At 35.3% G+C, this 16,435-nt stretch carries 11 protein-coding genes; 1 reads left to right on the forward strand and 10 read right to left on the reverse strand.

Going from position 1 to position 16,435, the window contains the following annotated elements; translation table 11 throughout:
- Window positions 1-50: 50 nt before the first annotated feature.
- The 10 genes from AC2A1D_RS09805 to lon all read right to left on the reverse strand — a co-directional run bounded on the left by AC2A1D_RS09805 (window position 51) and on the right by lon (window position 14,041).
- A complete protein-coding gene (locus tag AC2A1D_RS09805; RefSeq protein WP_484043462.1) occupies window positions 51-1,088 on the reverse strand; it encodes a quinone-dependent dihydroorotate dehydrogenase in 1,038 nt (345 codons plus the stop codon).
- A 207-nt stretch (window positions 1,089-1,295) separates the two neighbouring features.
- A complete protein-coding gene (locus AC2A1D_RS09810; RefSeq protein WP_484043463.1) occupies window positions 1,296-1,991 on the reverse strand; it encodes a pseudouridine synthase in 696 nt (231 codons plus the stop codon).
- A gap of 25 nt (window positions 1,992-2,016) precedes the next feature.
- Window positions 2,017-2,211 (reverse strand): DUF4177 domain-containing protein, encoded by a 195-nt coding sequence (locus AC2A1D_RS09815; RefSeq protein WP_484043464.1) that lies wholly within the window; start codon window positions 2,209-2,211, stop codon window positions 2,017-2,019.
- 76 nt (window positions 2,212-2,287) lie between these two features.
- Window positions 2,288-2,902, reverse strand: a complete 615-nt coding sequence (locus AC2A1D_RS09820) for a YdeI/OmpD-associated family protein (RefSeq protein WP_484043465.1) — start codon at window positions 2,900-2,902, stop codon at window positions 2,288-2,290.
- A gap of 149 nt (window positions 2,903-3,051) precedes the next feature.
- Window positions 3,052-4,188, reverse strand: coding sequence for a serine hydrolase domain-containing protein (locus AC2A1D_RS09825; RefSeq protein ID WP_484043466.1), 1,137 nt, complete (start codon window positions 4,186-4,188; stop codon window positions 3,052-3,054).
- An 80-nt stretch (window positions 4,189-4,268) separates the two neighbouring features.
- The gene (locus AC2A1D_RS09830) at window positions 4,269-5,810 is read right to left on the reverse strand and encodes a glycine--tRNA ligase (RefSeq protein WP_484043467.1); all 1,542 of its coding nucleotides are present in this window, start codon (window positions 5,808-5,810) and stop codon (window positions 4,269-4,271) included.
- 334 nt (window positions 5,811-6,144) lie between these two features.
- Complete coding sequence (gene prfA / locus AC2A1D_RS09835; RefSeq protein ID WP_484043468.1) at window positions 6,145-7,230, reverse strand: peptide chain release factor 1; 1,086 nt, start codon at window positions 7,228-7,230, stop codon at window positions 6,145-6,147.
- Window positions 7,231-7,491: 261 nt separating this feature from the next.
- Window positions 7,492-10,329 carry an alpha-amylase family glycosyl hydrolase gene (locus tag AC2A1D_RS09840; protein WP_484043469.1) on the reverse strand — a complete coding sequence of 946 codons (2,838 nt, stop codon included), beginning with the start codon at window positions 10,327-10,329 and terminating at the stop codon, window positions 7,492-7,494.
- A gap of 88 nt (window positions 10,330-10,417) precedes the next feature.
- Window positions 10,418-11,530 (reverse strand): AI-2E family transporter, encoded by a 1,113-nt coding sequence (locus AC2A1D_RS09845; protein ID WP_484043470.1) that lies wholly within the window; start codon window positions 11,528-11,530, stop codon window positions 10,418-10,420.
- Between the two features lie 105 nt (window positions 11,531-11,635).
- A complete protein-coding gene (lon, locus tag AC2A1D_RS09850; RefSeq protein WP_484043471.1) occupies window positions 11,636-14,041 on the reverse strand; it encodes an endopeptidase La in 2,406 nt (801 codons plus the stop codon).
- Between the two features lie 257 nt (window positions 14,042-14,298).
- On the opposite strand from lon, the gene AC2A1D_RS09855 reads away from it, so the two are divergent.
- Window positions 14,299-16,425 carry a peptidylprolyl isomerase gene (locus AC2A1D_RS09855; protein ID WP_484043472.1) on the forward strand — a complete coding sequence of 709 codons (2,127 nt, stop codon included), beginning with the start codon at window positions 14,299-14,301 and terminating at the stop codon, window positions 16,423-16,425.
- Window positions 16,426-16,435 lie beyond the last annotated feature (10 nt).

The following is a 16,435-nucleotide window of genomic DNA, read 5'->3' on the forward strand; positions in this document are numbered from 1 at the left end:
AAAAAGCAAAACCTCATGAGTTTTGCTTTTCAAATATAATTTCTAAAATTTTATCTCGGTAAACGACTCGCTCTCGTTAAAATCGCGTTATTGATATCGTTAATCAATTCCGGACCTTCGTAGATAAAACCAGTATACAATTGCACCAAAGTTGCACCTGCATCCAGTTTTTCCAGCGCATCTTTTGCAGAATGAATTCCTCCCACTCCGATAATTGGGAACGCTCTGTTGCTTTTATCCGAAAGATATTTAATCATTTTTGTACTTCTCTCACGAATCGGCTTTCCGCTTAAGCCACCGTTTCCGATTTCTGCTAAAGTTTCAGCAGAAGTTTTCAAACCTTCTCTGTTTACAGAGGTGTTTGAAACTACAATTCCCTCGATTTTGGTTTCGCCAATTAGTTCAATAATTTCATCCAACTGATTATTGTTCAAATCTGGAGCGATTTTTAAAAGAATTGGCTTTTGAACCGTTTTTGATTCGTTAATTTTCTTTACTTCCGTAATCAACTCACGAAGATAATCTACATCTTCCAATTTTGCATGGCTTCCAACGTTTGGGCAACTTACATTCAGCACAAAATAATCTACATGTGGATGCAAACCTTCAAAACAATCAAGATAATCTTGTGTGTAATTTTCTGGCGTTGTATCAGTATTTTTTCCGATGTTTCCGCCGATGATGATTTTTCCTTTGTTGCCTTTCAATTTTTCAATCGCAGCTTCCAAACCATCGTTGTTGAAACCCATTCTGTTGATAATTCCGCCATCTTCAATCAAACGAAACAATCTCTTTCTAGGATTTCCAGCTTGCGCTCTTGGCGTAACCGTACCGATTTCTACAAAACCGAAACCAAGGTCTGCCAATTCGTTAAAAAGAACCGCATTCTTATCAAAACCGGCTGCTAAACCTACAGGATTTTTGAATTTCAACCCGAAAACTTCTCTTTCAAGTCGTTTGTCTTCAATAGGTTTTGGGAAAAATATTTTAGTAAGAAATCCGAAATTCTTTAGTACCGAAAAAGTAAAGTGATGTACATCTTCCGGATCAAATTTGAAAAGAATAGGACGAATGAGCGATTTATACATTGAAAAAAAGTTTTACAAAAATACTCATTTTAAAATTAATGGATTCTTGATGTGGGATAATTTTTTAAACACAAATTGCACGAATGATTTTCACGAATAAGCACTAATTTGTCATTCCGCAAGAATCTAAATCCTAATATTTGTATAAAATTTCAAATCTATGCAGATACTTTCAGGATGACAAAGCATCGGGTAATAAATGCAAAACTATAAATACGCATTCAAATCAAACCCCAAAACATCTCCAACTTGTTTAAAACCTTCATCAATGGTAGCATTTACGGTAATTTTTTCACCAGAAAAAGGATGATTAAAAATTAATTGATGCGAATGAAGCGTCATTTTATTGATTCCAAAAGCATTGAGCCACAATTTGTTTTGCTTATTGCAACCATGTTTTCGGCAACCTAAAATTGGATGCAGAATATGTTTAAAATGCTTTCTAAGCTGATGAAATCTTCCTGTTTCAGGAATGGCTTCAACCAAACAATATCTGGAAGTTTGATGTTTCAAAAAAGGCAAATCAATCTCGGAAATCTGCAAACGACGGTAAAAAGTGACTGCATTTTGCTTCACTTCATTTTCGTTTACCAAATCATAATCGATAGTTTCTTCTTCTTTTGCCCAACCTCGAAGAATCGCGATGTATTTTTTTTCAACTTGGCGATTGGCAAATTGCTCACTCATCACCTTCAACGTTTCTTTATCTAAGGTAAAAAGCAAAACTCCAGAAGTTTTTCTGTCTAAACGATGTACCGGATAAACTTTTTGCCCAATTTGCTTTCGCAATTCCTGAATCGCGTACGTATCTGCTTCCCCTGAATAAAAAGACTTGTGAACCAACAAACCGCTCGGTTTATTGATCGCAATAAGATGCTCGTCTCGATAAAGAATTTCTAACATTCTGCAAAACTAAATATAATTAGCTCTACAACTCTCTTTTAAATGTATAAATAACCCCGTAAAAAGTTCCGCCATAGTCTCTGCTTTCTGCGGTTACCAATTCCCAACCTTCACTTCCGTGTTGATTTAAGATTTTATCAATCTCAACGGGATCATATTTTGTACCCCAAAAACCTGTTGGTTCAATAATTACGGTTTTATATTCGAATCTTTTTTTCATAATAAAGTTTTGTATTTAATTCTAAATTGAAATTAGTATTTTGAGAGTTCAGAATGAATATGAAAATACTCTTAAACTACTTTTTCTTTTCGTATTTCCAATTTCTGCCTTTTCCTTCGGAAATCCATTCCAAAGCTTGGTCTATTCTTTTATTGCGTGTTGTTTCTGTTTTTGCATCTATAATCCACGTAATATATTCTTTCCTAAAAGAAGGCGAAGCTTTTGTAAAAACCTCTTTTGCTCCATTATTTTGGTCTAAAGCTGCTTGAAAATAATCAGGAACTTCAATTTCTACTTTAGAAGGAGGAGCTTTCTTGTACTTCACACCCAAATCTGTAAGTTCCATCGCTTCCAAAATCATCGCTTTTAAATATGGTTTTGGCGGAAGGTCTTCAATTTTAGTAATTTTTCCTAAGCTGAACATGTTGGTTTTTTCGACATCGGTTTCAAATTCTTTAATGGTTTTCATCTCATCATGCAGCCAAAAACCCATGCTGCAATATTGTTTAAACGAAACCATTGAACAAAGAATTTTACCTTTGTACATAAAAGTTGGAAATTTCCATTTAATTGCTTCTTCAATTTCTGCAGAAGCTTCATGAACAACTGTACGAATTTGGTTTAAAACAGGTTGCGCAAAATCCGGAGATTTCTCGATGTACTGATCCACCAAAGGATTGAATTTTTTCATGTGTTTTTTTATTGCAAAATTTAAAATCTTTTATGAAAAATTATGTTCCAGCTTAACCACAACGAACACAATGATTTTCTTTCACAAAGTACACAAATGTAATGATAAATTAGATTTAGAACAGGTTGTTTGTGCACATTATTATTGCTTTAAAGAGCAAAAGTTCTTATCGTTTCTTCAACCAAAAATTTCACTTGGTCTGGTCTTCCGCGGTCTGTTTTAGGGAGATTATTATAACTTCCTGTTCTTACAATCACCATTTTGTGCTCCGGAATCATGATAATGTACTGACCTTGTAAACCAAGGAAATAATAATGCTTAATCGGGTTGTCGTAATTAATCCAAAAACCCATTCCGTAAATTTCTTCAGAATTTCGAGTTGGATTTTTCATTTCGTTGATGAAATCTAGATTTAACAGTTGTTGCCCATTGTGCTTTCCATCATTTAAAAATAACTGTCCAAGTTTAGCAAAATCTCTAGATGTAGCATGAATACAGCAAAATGTTTTTTCCATTCCAGATTCGTCGGTGCTCCAAAATGCATTATGCTCCATTCCCAAAGGAATCCAAAATTTTTCTGATAAATAATTGGCTAAATTTTGTCCTACCGCTTTTCGAACCGCCAAACCTAAAAGTTGCGTAGAACCACTTTGATACTCAAACCTTTCGCCAGATTTTTCTTTGAAACCTCTCTTAAAAGTAGCATCAACAAGGCTTTTTCCGTAATATGCTTTTGCGTTTGGCAATAACGGATTTTTGTAATCTTCGTTCCAATCTAAACCAGATTCCATTTGAGCTAGATTTTTTAGCGTCACATGCTCTCCAAAGTTTTTAGATTTAAATTCATCAAAATAATCAGACAATTTTGCGTTGATGTCTTTTATTTTACCTTCTTCCAAAGCTTTTCCTAAAAGCATTACCGTAACCGCTTTCGCCATCGAAAAAGAATTGGTTACTGAGGTTTTATGGTAGTTTTTCCAATATTGTTCGTGTAAAAGTTTCCCTTCTTTTATCACTAAAAAAGAAGCAGTATTGGAATTCTTTAAATCTTCAACTATATTTTTAGGTAAATCTATTTTGTTGTATTCAACCGCTTTTTCCCATGGCTGCGGATTTTTAGTTTCAATAATATTTTTAGTGAAAAAATTACCATCATCAATATTGGCGCTGGTTTTTCCTTTTAAATAGGTTTTAGAAATTCCATTAAAAAGATAACTGTACCCAAAAGTGTACATCGCCAAAACAACAATGCCAAAAAATAAAGCGATTGAAATAAGAACTCCCATAAAAATTGAACTTAAAACAAATTTAAAATAATTTTAAGATCAGAAAACAAAAAAGCCTCGGTTTCTCAAGGCTTTTCATTTTATATTTTAGAAAGTAAATTTCTGAAATTCGTTTTCTCGTCGATAATTCTTCTCAACTCTGAAACAGGAACTCTTTCTTGCTTCATTGTATCTCTATCTCTAATCGTAACGGTATGATCGGTAAGTGAATCGTGATCTACAGTGATACAATAAGGCGTCCCAATTGCATCTTGTCTTCTGTAACGTTTCCCTATCGCATCTTTTTCTTCGTAGAACAAATTGAAATCGTACTTCAAATCGTTGAAGATTTTTTCTGCATATTCTGCCAAACCATCTTTCTTCATCAAAGGAAGAATTGCTGCTTTAATTGGCGCAATTGCAGGTGGTAAAGACAACACTGTTCTTTCTGAACCATCTTCTAAAACCTCATCTCTTAAAGCATTAGAGAAAATCGCCAAGAATAATCTGTCTAAACCTACAGAAGTTTCCACTACATAAGGAACATAGTTTTCGTTTCTTTCCGGATCGAAGAATTGTAATTTTCTTCCAGAATGTTTTTCGTGAGCACTTAAATCGAAATCTGTTCTTGAGTGAATACCTTCTAATTCTTTAAACCCGAAAGGGAAATTAAATTCAATATCTGCGGCTGCGTTTGCGTAATGTGCTAATTTTTCATGATCGTGGAATCTGTAATTTTCATCTCCTAAACCAAGAGCTTTATGCCAGTTCAGACGTTTTTCTTTCCATTGTTCGTAGAATTCTAATTCTGTTCCTGGAGCTACGAAAAACTGCATTTCCATTTGTTCGAACTCACGCATTCTGAAAATAAACTGTCTTGCAACAATCTCGTTTCTGAAAGCTTTACCAATTTGAGCAATCCCAAAAGGAAGTTTATGCCTTGATGTTTTCTGTACATTTAAGAAGTTCACAAAAATACCTTGAGCCGTTTCTGGTCTTAAATAAAGATCCATTGCATTGTCTGCAGAAGCCCCAAGTTTAGTTCCAAACATCAAGTTGAACTGTCTTACTTCTGTCCAGTTTTTAGAACCTGTATCGGGATCGGCAATTTCCAACTCCTCAATTAAGGCTTTTACATCAGCAAGGTCCTCTTTTTCTAAAGATTTTGCCAATCTCGAAAGAATTTGCTCTCTCTTTGCTCTGTATTCTAGAATTTTTGGATTCGTCGCAACAAATTGTTCTTTATCAAAAGCATCGCCAAATCTTTTCGCTGCTTTTTCGATTTCTTTATTTTCTTTGTCTTCGATTTTTGCGCAATAATCTTCCACCAAAACATCTGCTCTGAAACGTTTTTTAGAATCTTTATTATCAATCAAAGGATCATTAAAAGCATCAACGTGGCCCGAAGCTTTCCAAGTTGTAGGATGCATCAAAATTGCTGAATCTATCCCTACAATATTTTCGTTAAGCTGTACCATCGCTTTCCACCAATATTGTTTGATATTATTTTTCAGTTCTGCACCGTTTTGTCCGTAATCGTAAACTGCTGATAAACCATCATAAATCTCACTAGAAGGGAAAATAAACCCATATTCTTTCGCGTGAGAAATCACTTTCTTGAAAACATCTTCTTGCTTTGCCATAAATTTTTCGTCTTATGTGCAAAAATAGTGAAAATGCGGGAAGTTTGGAAGTTTTTAATATTGAGGTTTATAAGAAGCCGAAACCCGGCTTTCACGACTCGCCTATTCTGGGAGTTTCGCGGCGGCTCCGCCGCCGCGAAACTCCCAGAATAGGGTTCACGCTGCAATGCACTCAGACATGCCGTTCAATCCGCGCTAATTATAAAAAATTGATAAACAAAAGCCATTTTTCCTTAACAAAATAAAACTTTACATCCTCAAAAATATATTCCTTTAAAAACAAAAAAAGCTCCCAAATACATTGGAAGCTCTGCTTTATTTTAGAAAGAAAATATTAATAATTATCTTCTTCACCTTTCATTTTTTCTGCATTTTCTGCCATAATTACAGCATCAATCATTTCAGAAATATCACCATTCATATAGGCATCGAGATTGTACATCGATTTGTTGATACGGTGGTCTGTAACTCTTCCTTGAGGATAGTTGTACGTTTTAATCTTCGCAGAACGGTCTCCTGTAGAAACCATAGATTTTCTTTGCGCTGCAATATCTCCCTGCACTTTTTGCAATTCGATGTCGTACAATTTGGTTCTCAGCATTTCCATCGCCAATTCACGGTTTGCCAACTGTGAACGCGCTTGCTGACAAACAACCACCAAACCAGAAGGCTTGTGCGTAAGCTGTACTTTGGTTTCAACCTTGTTTACGTTCTGACCTCCTGCTCCACCTGAACGTGAAGTCTGCATTTCGATATCGGCAGGATTTAGTTCAAAATCAACCTCTTCAGCTTCTGGTAAAACTGCAATTGTAATTGCCGAAGTATGCACTCTTCCTTGAGATTCTGTCTCCGGAACACGCTGCACACGGTGAACTCCAGATTCAAATTTCATAATTCCGTACACACCTTCTCCTTCCACTTTCATGATGAGTTCTTTGTAACCTTTCGCCGCTTCGTTAGAATCTGTTACTTCATGTCTCCATCCTTTCGTTTTAAAATACATGGTGTACATTCTATAAACATCTTCCACGAAGATTGCCGCTTCATCACCGCCGGTTCCTGCACGAAGTTCTACAATAACGTTTTTGTCGTCTGCAGGATCTTTAGGAATCAATAATACTTTAAGCTCTTCTTCAAGCCCCGGAATTTTTTCCAAAGCCTCGTTTTTCTCGATTTTAGCAAGCTCTACAAAATCTTTATCAGAACCATCGGCGATAATCTCGTCAGATTCTTCAATCGTATCTAGCGCTCCTTTATATTGGTCGTAAACGTTTACAATTTTACCCAAATCACTATATTCTTTGTTTAAAGAAGAATATCTTTTCTGGTCTGAAATTACATCAGGCTGAATGATAAGGTCTGCAACCTCATTGTATCTTTGTTTAATAGCTTCCAGTTTCGGAATCAAACTTTTAGACATAGTGAAAATTTAGTTGGCAAAGATACGGAATTGAAAGGGAAGAAAAAAGTACAACATTGTCTTGAATTTTTATCCGTTTTTGAGCTTTTGAAAAGCATGTTGATGATTGGATGAAATGATGGCGCGAGCGAAGCGAGCGGCAAAACGGTTAGTATTAGAGATTTGCTGTCATGTGCAAATTGGAATCAAAAGAAAAACCCGATCAAGATTTTGAAACTTGATCGGGTTTGTTTATTAAAATTCAAAAAAATTTGAAAACATTTATTTCACAATCATCTTCTCAGTAGAAGTTCCCGTATCTGATTTTAAATGAATTAAATACGTTCCAGCCGGATAATTTGCGCTTACCTCAACATTTCCAGATTCATTTTTTAGTTTAAAAGAATCCATTTTTTTTCCTGTCATGTCGAAGATGGTAATTTCTCCGTTTTTCGTTTTGTTGTAAATGATTTTTGCTAAACCATTTTTCACAGGATTATCTGCAATTTGAAGTGAAAGTCGACTCTCTAAGTTTTGTTCCGCAGTTGCCAAAGTTCCGATAGCGCTTCCATAAATTCTAAATTCTCCAGGCGCCAAACTAATTGGTGCAGTGGTAGAACTTACTAAATAACTTGAATTATCCATTAAATTCTGCCATTGCCCTGTATACGGAAAATAAGGTACTACATTTCGAGTGGTGATGCCGTAGTTTGCCAAAACAACAACATTTTTCATCCCTGTCGTTATTGTATTATCCTGAAGATAAATTCGAGTAATTAAACCATCAATATCATTCGTAAGATTATTAGACTCTACTGTAAATGTTTTAGTTTTAAATACCGGATGAATGTTTCTTAAATTAATAATCTGCGCCCAAGTGCTATAAACAGACGCTCTATTCGCATTCGTATCATAGCCTAAAGTAAATGCAACTGGTTTTTCGTCTGTTCTACAAGCATTATTGATTGTACCATCTGTACATCTGTTGATACTAAATTCGTACCCCAACTCGCCAAATTGCCAAATCATTTTCGGACCAGGAATCGTGAAGAATGTTGCACCATACGTTTTCATTCTGTTTAAAGCTGTCGTTAACGTTTTCACATCATAAGAAGTATTAGATGCTCCATAAGCGAGATTTTTAAACATCAATCTTTCTTCGTCATGACTTTCGCCATATCCAACAGTGTGATTATTGGTAAAACCATGTAACTCATAATCCATCCTATCAAAATTACTATTGTCTTTGTAACCCATCGTATTTTGATTATACGATCCGTTTTGATTATTCCAAAGCATTACTCCTTTTCCTTCTGCCACTCTGTAATTTGCCCATTGTTGTTCTTCTGCATCGGTTCCTAAATGCTCAAAAATCATATAAGAATTAGGATCTAGAGCCCATTGTTTATCTGCATAATATTTTAAAACATCAACTCTATCTTGTTGATAAGCGTTGGTGCAAGTTTCATCATTAGCAGAACAGTTTTGGGTGAAACCTTTTGTAAGGTCCCAACGGAAACCATCAATTTTATATTCTGTAAGCCAATGTTGAAGACATCTTTCGACATAATATTTTGTAGCCGCCGAACTGTGATTGAAATCATTAAAAACATTATACGAATGTTTCGGAACTGTGTTAAAATATGGATTATTTGAAGCCACATCTCCATAACCATCGCCATCTGAATCTACATTCCAAAGCCTTACCAAAGGCGACCTTCCTGTTGCATGATTAAAAGCAACATCCAAAATCACCGCAATCCCTTGTTGATGACACAAATCTACAAACTCTTTAAATTTAGCCGGCGTTCCATACGCTTTATCTAAAGCATAATGGAAAGACGTGTTGTAGCCCCAAGATAAATTTCCTTCAAACTCCATAATCGGCATAAGCTCGATAGCATTTACGTTAAGGTTTTTTAAATAAGAAATTTTGTTGATGAGCGATTGCCAGTTTTTTTCTGCTGTAAAATCTCTCAACAACAATTCATAAATTACAAGATTTTCTTTACTAGGTCTTGTAAAATTGGTCACTTGCCAATTGTAAGGGGTTTCTCCTGTTTTAAACATCGACACTTCAAAACCTTGTCCCGCAGGAAAAGCCGGAAGATTAGGGTATGTTGTAGCCGAAATATAAGGATCATCATAAGACGATAAAATTTGAGGTGAATAAGGATCTGCTACTTTCTTTAAATCGTTCGTTCGATACTGAAAAGTGTACAATTGTTGCGCTGTAAGACCAGTAAGTTCAATCCAATACAAATCGGGATTGGTTGTATCTCGCTTCATTAAATAAGTATCATTTACCGCCCAATTATTAAAACTTCCAATAACGTGAACGAAACTTTTTAACGGTGCATATAAAGCTAGCCCAACTTTGGTTTGATCTGTTGGATGATAGTTAATTCCCTGTCTGATCCATGAAGGGATGGCTTCCGAAACTACATTTCGAGGAACTTGAAGAATAAATGTTTTATTTTTAACCGTATTACTCGCATCTGTGGCGATCAGTTCCATATCCGCATCGGCAGTTACGGTATAATTAAATGAATAAGAAGTCGCTGTTATTGAAGTAGAATTCACCACCGTTCCATTGGCTTTCAACTGAAAAGTTGCCGGAGTGGTCGTCGTAGCTGTAATGTTTATTGAATTTCCTACTGCAACACTCGTTAAACTATTTGCCGCAGGATTCGTCATCGTTAAAGTAAGTGTCCCAACATTTACTAAAAGATCAGATGTTTGATGGTTTCCCGTTTTTGTTTTTACTAAAAACCCGAAACGACCAATATTTGTTCTGCTAAAAAACGTAGTTGGCGTAAAAGTCATCGAATAAGAATCTGTACCCGAATTGTAAACAAATCGATTAGATTCATTAGAATTAGACCACGATCCGTTGGTAGGACAGTCTTGGCTATTGTTATAGTTTTGATCTAAAGACCAAGCCCACATATAAACTGCATTGCCGGTAACTCCCCACGCAGTTTCGTCTATTTGATTTCCCGGTATTGTAAGTGTAATCTGATCTGTCTCATTAAAAGGATTGGGAGAGATAGAATATGTAATTTGAGCAAAAACATTTACAACTACCAGGAGAAAAAATGATAAAAATATTTTCTTCATGCTTAACCTATTTCAAGCGAAGCTACAAAAAAAAACACTCCACAACGCAAAAGCTCAACAATTTATCATTTCGAGATATTATGCAAGACTAATCTTTTTCTTCCAAAGTAATTCTTTTCGAAATTTTATATTTTCTCTTTTTCTTGTTGGGTTTATGGTCTTCTCCTAGCAATTTCCCCCAAGGTTTTAAACCATGTACTTTTTCAAAAATAATTTTAATAATCGCAATCGCAGGAATGCAAAGCAACATTCCGGAAATTCCCCACAAACTCTCGCCTACAATAATTCCTACGAAAGAAAACAGCGCGTTGATTTTTACTTTAGACCCTACAACAAAAGGGAGAATAATATTTCCATCAATAGCATGTACAAAAAGATATCCAAGTGCAGCATATACGCAATCTGAAAGAGTTCCCGTTGCAAATGCCAGAAAACAAGAAATCAACATGGAAGTAAAAATTCCAATGTAAGGAATTACATTTAAAACCCCGGTTAAAAGGCCTAACAGAATAGGATATTTAACACCAAGAACACTTAAAACCACGGTAGTAAGTACCGAAACAATGATAATCTGCAGGAAAAGCCCTACAATATATTGCTTCGTCATTACACGCACTTCGGCAACAGCTTCTTCAACGCTTGCTTGATGTTGCTCCCCAAATACCCCGATAATAAAACCATTTAAAAGCCTTCTATAATTTAATATAAATGTAAAAAAGAGTATGAAAAAAACTAAAAATCCAAGTCCGCGAGAGAAAACCCCAATTGTAAAACCGAGTATTAAACCTGTTGAAGACAATAGTTTATTCAAACCTTTATCGATATAATCAAACTGCTCGTCTACTTTCACATCAAATGTTCGTGAAATCCAATGCTGAAAATTGGTAAAAACATGGGTAAATTGCTCTCCAAGCTTCGGAGCATCTTTGGCAAAAAGAGAAATCTCTGTAGCAAAGAAATAAAAAACGCCTCCAATCATCACAAGTAATGCCAAAGCCGAACACATCGTAGAAAGCGATCTTGGGAATCTTAAAACATTTTCTAAAAATGTTGCAAATGGTAAAAACAGCATTGCCATAAGAAATGCCAGAAAAAAAGGAGCGAGAATACTTTGCCCTAAATGAATAAGATAACCAACTCCTATAATAGAGATGACTGCGAGGGAAAGTTTTAGCAAAAAAGGTAATCGTACTAAATTCATAATTGTGATTGTGGTTTAAAATTAAGAAAAACAAACCGCAGTCGCAAACAAAAAAACACGCATTTGCTGCGTGTTTTTTTGTTAAATATAAATATGAAGAGTAAATTATTTCTCCAAAGCAATATCAATAACCTCTTCCATACGGCTTACGTAATGTACTTTTAGGTTTTTCAGATAATCTTTCTTTATCTCTTCTACATCTTTACGGTTGGCTTCACAAAGAATTACTTCTTTAATTCCGGCTCTGGTTGCAGCGAGAAGTTTTTCTTTAATTCCACCTACAGGAAGTACTTTTCCACGAAGTGTAATTTCACCAGTCATTGCAAGATGTGGTCTTAATTTTTTATTTTTAAATGAAGAAACCATAGAAGAAAGCATCGCAATACCTGCAGAAGGCCCATCTTTTGGCGTCGCACCTTCAGGAACGTGTACGTGGATATTTTTCTTTTCAATTAAATCTTCCTCAATACCCAGTTCTTCATGCTTTGCTTTAATATATTCTAAAGCGATGGTTGCAGATTCTTTCATCACGTTTCCAAGATTTCCGGTCATGGTAAGAGCTCCTTTTCCATTGCTTAAAATACTTTCGATAAAAAGAATATCTCCTCCAACACTCGTCCAAGCCAAACCAGTTACAACTCCAGGAACATCGGTAAGTTCAGACAAACTTTTAGGTCTTGGAACACCCAAAATTTCATCCACTTTATCTACAGAAATTTTAGCATCATACTCTTTTTCAAGAGCAGTTTGCAAAGCCACCCATCTTGCGATAGAAGCAATTCTCTTTTCTAAAGTACGAACACCACTTTCTGATGTATGCGCTTCAATAATATGTTTCAGTTCTGGATTTCCTAGTTTGAAAGATTTTGCATCCAAACCATTTTCGCTTTGCTGTTTTTTAATTAAATGTCTCTTCGCGATTTCAATTTTTTCCTCTAAAGTGTATCCTGCAATTTGAATAATTTCTGTTCTGTCTAAAAGCGGAGTCTGAATAGTAGACAACGAATTGGCTGTCGCAATAAACATAACTTTAGACAAATCGTAACCCAGTTCAAGGAAATTATCGTAGAAAGAATTGTTTTGTTCTGGATCTAAAACTTCCAATAATGCCGAACTCGGGTCGCCATGCAAACCTTGTGCAATTTTATCCATTTCATCTAAAACAATAACCGGATTAGAAGTCCCAGATTTTTTAATAGACTGAAGAATTCTTCCCGCCATTGCACCGATGTACGTTTTTCTGTGACCTCGAATCTCACTTTCGTCATGAAGACCACCCAAAGAAAGTCTCACATATTTTCTACCCAAAGCGTCTGCAATAGATTTTCCTAAAGAAGTTTTACCAACTCCGGGAGGACCTACCAAGAGAAGAATAGGCGCTTTCATATTATTTTTAAGCTTCAGAACAGCCATGTGCTCCAAAATTCTCTTCTTAATATCTTCTAAACCAAAATGCGCTTTGTCTAAAATCTTCTCGGCTTTTGCAATATCAAAAACGTCTTTAGAATAATTTTCCCAAGGTAAATCCGTGAAGAAATCTAGATAATTTCTTTGTACATTGTAATCGGGTGAATTGGGGTTTTGCCTTTGCAGTCTGCCAATTTCTTTTTGAAAATGATCTTCAACCTCTTGACTCCATTTTTTGGTTTTTGCTTTTTTAAGCAAATCTTCCACATCACTTTCTGGACCGCCTCCAAGCTCTTCCTGAATGGTTCTGATTTGTTGATTCAGAAAATACTCCCTCTGTTGCTTGTCTAGATCTTTAGAAGTTTTTTGATGAATTTGATTTCTTAACTCCAGCTTACGGAAGTCTTCATGCATCATTTCATAACATTTCGAAGCGCGCACAAGAAGACTTTTTTCTTCTAAAAGTTTTTGTTTTTCTCCAGGTTGAAAGCTTGCGTTGGTACAGATAAAATTCAGCAAATCATCATTATTGCTGATATTTTTAATCGCAAAATTAGCCGCATTCGGAATATTGGGATCTAGTTCGATTATTTTTAATGCTAAATCTTTAATATTTTCCAAAAGAGCTTCATATTCTTCCTTATTTTTTGGTTTAGAATCTTTAAGCTTTGTAATTTCTGCCTTGAAATAAGGTCTCGTTTCAACTACTTTTTTTATTTTAAAACGATGAAAACCTTTAGTAATAGCCGTAATATTTCCTTCAGGAAGTTTAATAATTTTTATAATCTTAGCTAAAGTTCCTGTGGTATAAAGATCCTTTTCTTCAGGATGTTCAATTTCTGAGTTTTTCTGACTTACAATCCCGATAAGATCTCCGTTTTTTTGCGCTTCTTCCAAAAGCTGTATCGAAGTTTTTCTTCCTGCAGTAATAGGAATTACCACCTGCGGAAACATCACCATATTTCTTACCGGCAGAATAGGAAAAAGCTCCTGTTCTTGGTCTCTTTTCGTTTCCGAAAGATCAGAAATATTGATTTCTTCGGTTACGATATCAAATCCTTCACTTAGGATTTCTTCAAGATTCATATCTTCAAATTCTGTCATAGCATGTTAAATGACAAATTGTCATTATAATTTATTTAATATTTTCAGAAACGCGTAAAACCCTTTTATTCAGGGACACCGAATTCTGGGAGATTTAAATTGACAAGAGCCATGCCATTCAGATTTAAGTAAAAAATGTGGTCAAAATTTCCTTTTTAGACAAATTCAGCTTAAAAAAACTAAAAAAGCATCTTATATTATGCTAATTTCTTAAAAATGTGTATTTTCGCAGACTATAAAAAACTATAAATAATAAAATGGCAATTTTAGGACAGATCAGGAGTAGGCCTTGGCTATTGATGGGCGTGATCGCATTGGCACTTTTAGCGTTTCTTGTAAACCCCGACAGCATCGACAAAGTTTTTGGTAAAAACCCTGATATTTTAGGAAAAGTAAACGGCGAAAAAATTACCCGCGAAGAGTTTAATGACCAGCTATTTGTATTGCAAGAACAGGCAAAGCAACAAAACCAGCCACAAACTGGGCTTGAAGAGCAGGCTTGGCAATTGCTTGTACAATCTAAACTTATCAAACAGCAATTCGAGAAAATGGGGTTTGAAATGACAGACGATCTTTTCTGGAGCCAGCTTCAGTATGATCAAATGTTTTCGCAAAACCAACAGCTTTTTGATGAAAAAGGAAACTTTAAACTTCAGGAGCTTAAAAAAGAAATCGAAACCATTCAAAATACTAATCCTGCAGCGTACAACCAATGGTTGAAAACCAGAAAATCAATCGAGTACAGAATTATGGCAAGACAGGTTTTTGCTAATATTTCTACGGGTATTACCACTGGTAAAAAAGAAGCTGAAGAATTAATGAAAGAAAGAGATCAGCTTGCTGATATCGATTTTGTGAAGGTAGATTACGCTGGTTATTTAGCTAAAAATAAGATTAAAGTAACAACTGAAGATCTTCAAAACTACATCAACCAACATCCTGTAATGTTCAAAGCTGATCCAAGCAGAAATTTAGGTGTTGTATTATTCCCTGCAACTCCGAGTGCAGCAGATGACGCAGCAACTTTAAAGGAAATCAACAAATTATATGTTGGAACTGATGGTGGAGAAAACTTCCAGAACACTAAAAACGATTCATTATTCATTTTAACAAACTCTGATGTTCCTTTCAACAATCAGTATGTTTCTGCAGGACAAGTTCCGCAAGGTCTTAAAGGCAAAATTGAAACAGCCGCAATTGGGCAATTCTTTGGTCCTTACAAAGAACAAGAACTTTATGTAGTTTCTAAATTACTGGATAAGAAAAAGGCATCCGACTCTGTAACTTCTAGCCACATTTTGATCTCATACAAAGGAGCAGAAAGATCTACAGCGACAAGAACAAAAGATGAAGCTAAAAAAATTGCTGATAATCTAATAAAAGAGATTAATGCAAATCCTGCAAAATTTGCAGAAGATTTAAAACTTTCTGACGAACCAAATGCAGTTGAAAGAAAAGGAAGCGTGGGTTGGACAACGTCTCAAAGCCCTTTTGCACCAGAATATCTAGAATTTTTACGCAAAAATGACATCGGAAAAATCGGCTTAGTTGAAACTTCTTTTGGATATCACATTATTAGAGTTGATGATAAAAAATTAGGATACAAAATTGCACACTTAGTGAAAACTGTAAAATCTTCTGAGGATACAGAAAACTTGGTAAACAAAAATGCAACAAGATTTGCACAGCAAGTAAAAGGAAAATCTTTCAATGATTTCGTAAACATTGCTAAGAAATCTAATTTCCAATACACCAATGCAGCTCAAGCAAAAAGATTTGATGGGCAAATTCAAGGTCTTGGTACAGATAAAGATTCTGAAATCCTTTCTTGGGCTTTCGATAAGAAAAGATCTAAAGGAGACACAGAAATGTTTACTGTAGACGGAACTGGTGACAAAATCGTAGTTTACCTAAACGGAAAACAAGAAAAAGGCTTAGCAGATCCTGAATCTGTAAGATCTCAGATTGAAACTATCGTTCAGAATAAATTGGCAGCGAAGAAAATTGCTGAAAAAATTGGAAACACTTCAAACCTAGATCAGATTGCAAAAATGTTTGCAACTACAAAACAATCTGCACAGGTAAACATGCTTCAGCCATCTGTAGCAGGTGCTATGGAACCAAAAGTAGCAGGTGCTGCATTTGGAATTCAAAAGGGAAAAACATCTAATCCAATTGAAGGAGGAACAGGAGTTTATGTAATTGTTAAAAAATCTGAAACAGTAAACAAGCAAGCTGGAGATGTAAAACAATTTACAGAATCTATGAACCAAAGAAATTCTGGTATGTTTGGACAAGCTTGGATGAAGAGCTTACAAGACAATGCAGATATCGATGATTATAGAATTGAAATCTGGGAAAAACTAGGTTCTCAACAACAATAAGAATCTAATT

This window comes from Chryseobacterium sp. HNCC26DJ239, from assembly GCF_057180445.1.

Excerpts from the sequence above, each read along its gene's own strand:
- AC2A1D_RS09855 (WP_484043472.1), top strand. The coding sequence starts at position 14,299 with ATGGCAATTTTAGGACAGATCAGGAGTAGGCCTTGGCTATTGATGGGC.
- AC2A1D_RS09805 (WP_484043462.1), bottom strand. The coding sequence starts at position 1,088 with ATGTATAAATCGCTCATTCGTCCTATTCTTTTCAAATTTGATCCGGAA.
- AC2A1D_RS09845 (WP_484043470.1), bottom strand. The coding sequence starts at position 11,530 with ATGAATTTAGTACGATTACCTTTTTTGCTAAAACTTTCCCTCGCAGTC.
- AC2A1D_RS09815 (WP_484043464.1), bottom strand. The coding sequence starts at position 2,211 with ATGAAAAAAAGATTCGAATATAAAACCGTAATTATTGAACCAACAGGT.
- AC2A1D_RS09830 (WP_484043467.1), bottom strand. The coding sequence starts at position 5,810 with ATGGCAAAGCAAGAAGATGTTTTCAAGAAAGTGATTTCTCACGCGAAA.
- AC2A1D_RS09810 (WP_484043463.1), bottom strand. The coding sequence starts at position 1,991 with ATGTTAGAAATTCTTTATCGAGACGAGCATCTTATTGCGATCAATAAA.
- lon (WP_484043471.1), bottom strand. The coding sequence starts at position 14,041 with ATGACAGAATTTGAAGATATGAATCTTGAAGAAATCCTAAGTGAAGGA.
- AC2A1D_RS09820 (WP_484043465.1), bottom strand. The coding sequence starts at position 2,902 with ATGAAAAAATTCAATCCTTTGGTGGATCAGTACATCGAGAAATCTCCG.
- AC2A1D_RS09840 (WP_484043469.1), bottom strand. The coding sequence starts at position 10,329 with ATGAAGAAAATATTTTTATCATTTTTTCTCCTGGTAGTTGTAAATGTT.
- prfA (WP_484043468.1), bottom strand. The coding sequence starts at position 7,230 with ATGTCTAAAAGTTTGATTCCGAAACTGGAAGCTATTAAACAAAGATAC.
- AC2A1D_RS09825 (WP_484043466.1), bottom strand. The coding sequence starts at position 4,188 with ATGGGAGTTCTTATTTCAATCGCTTTATTTTTTGGCATTGTTGTTTTG.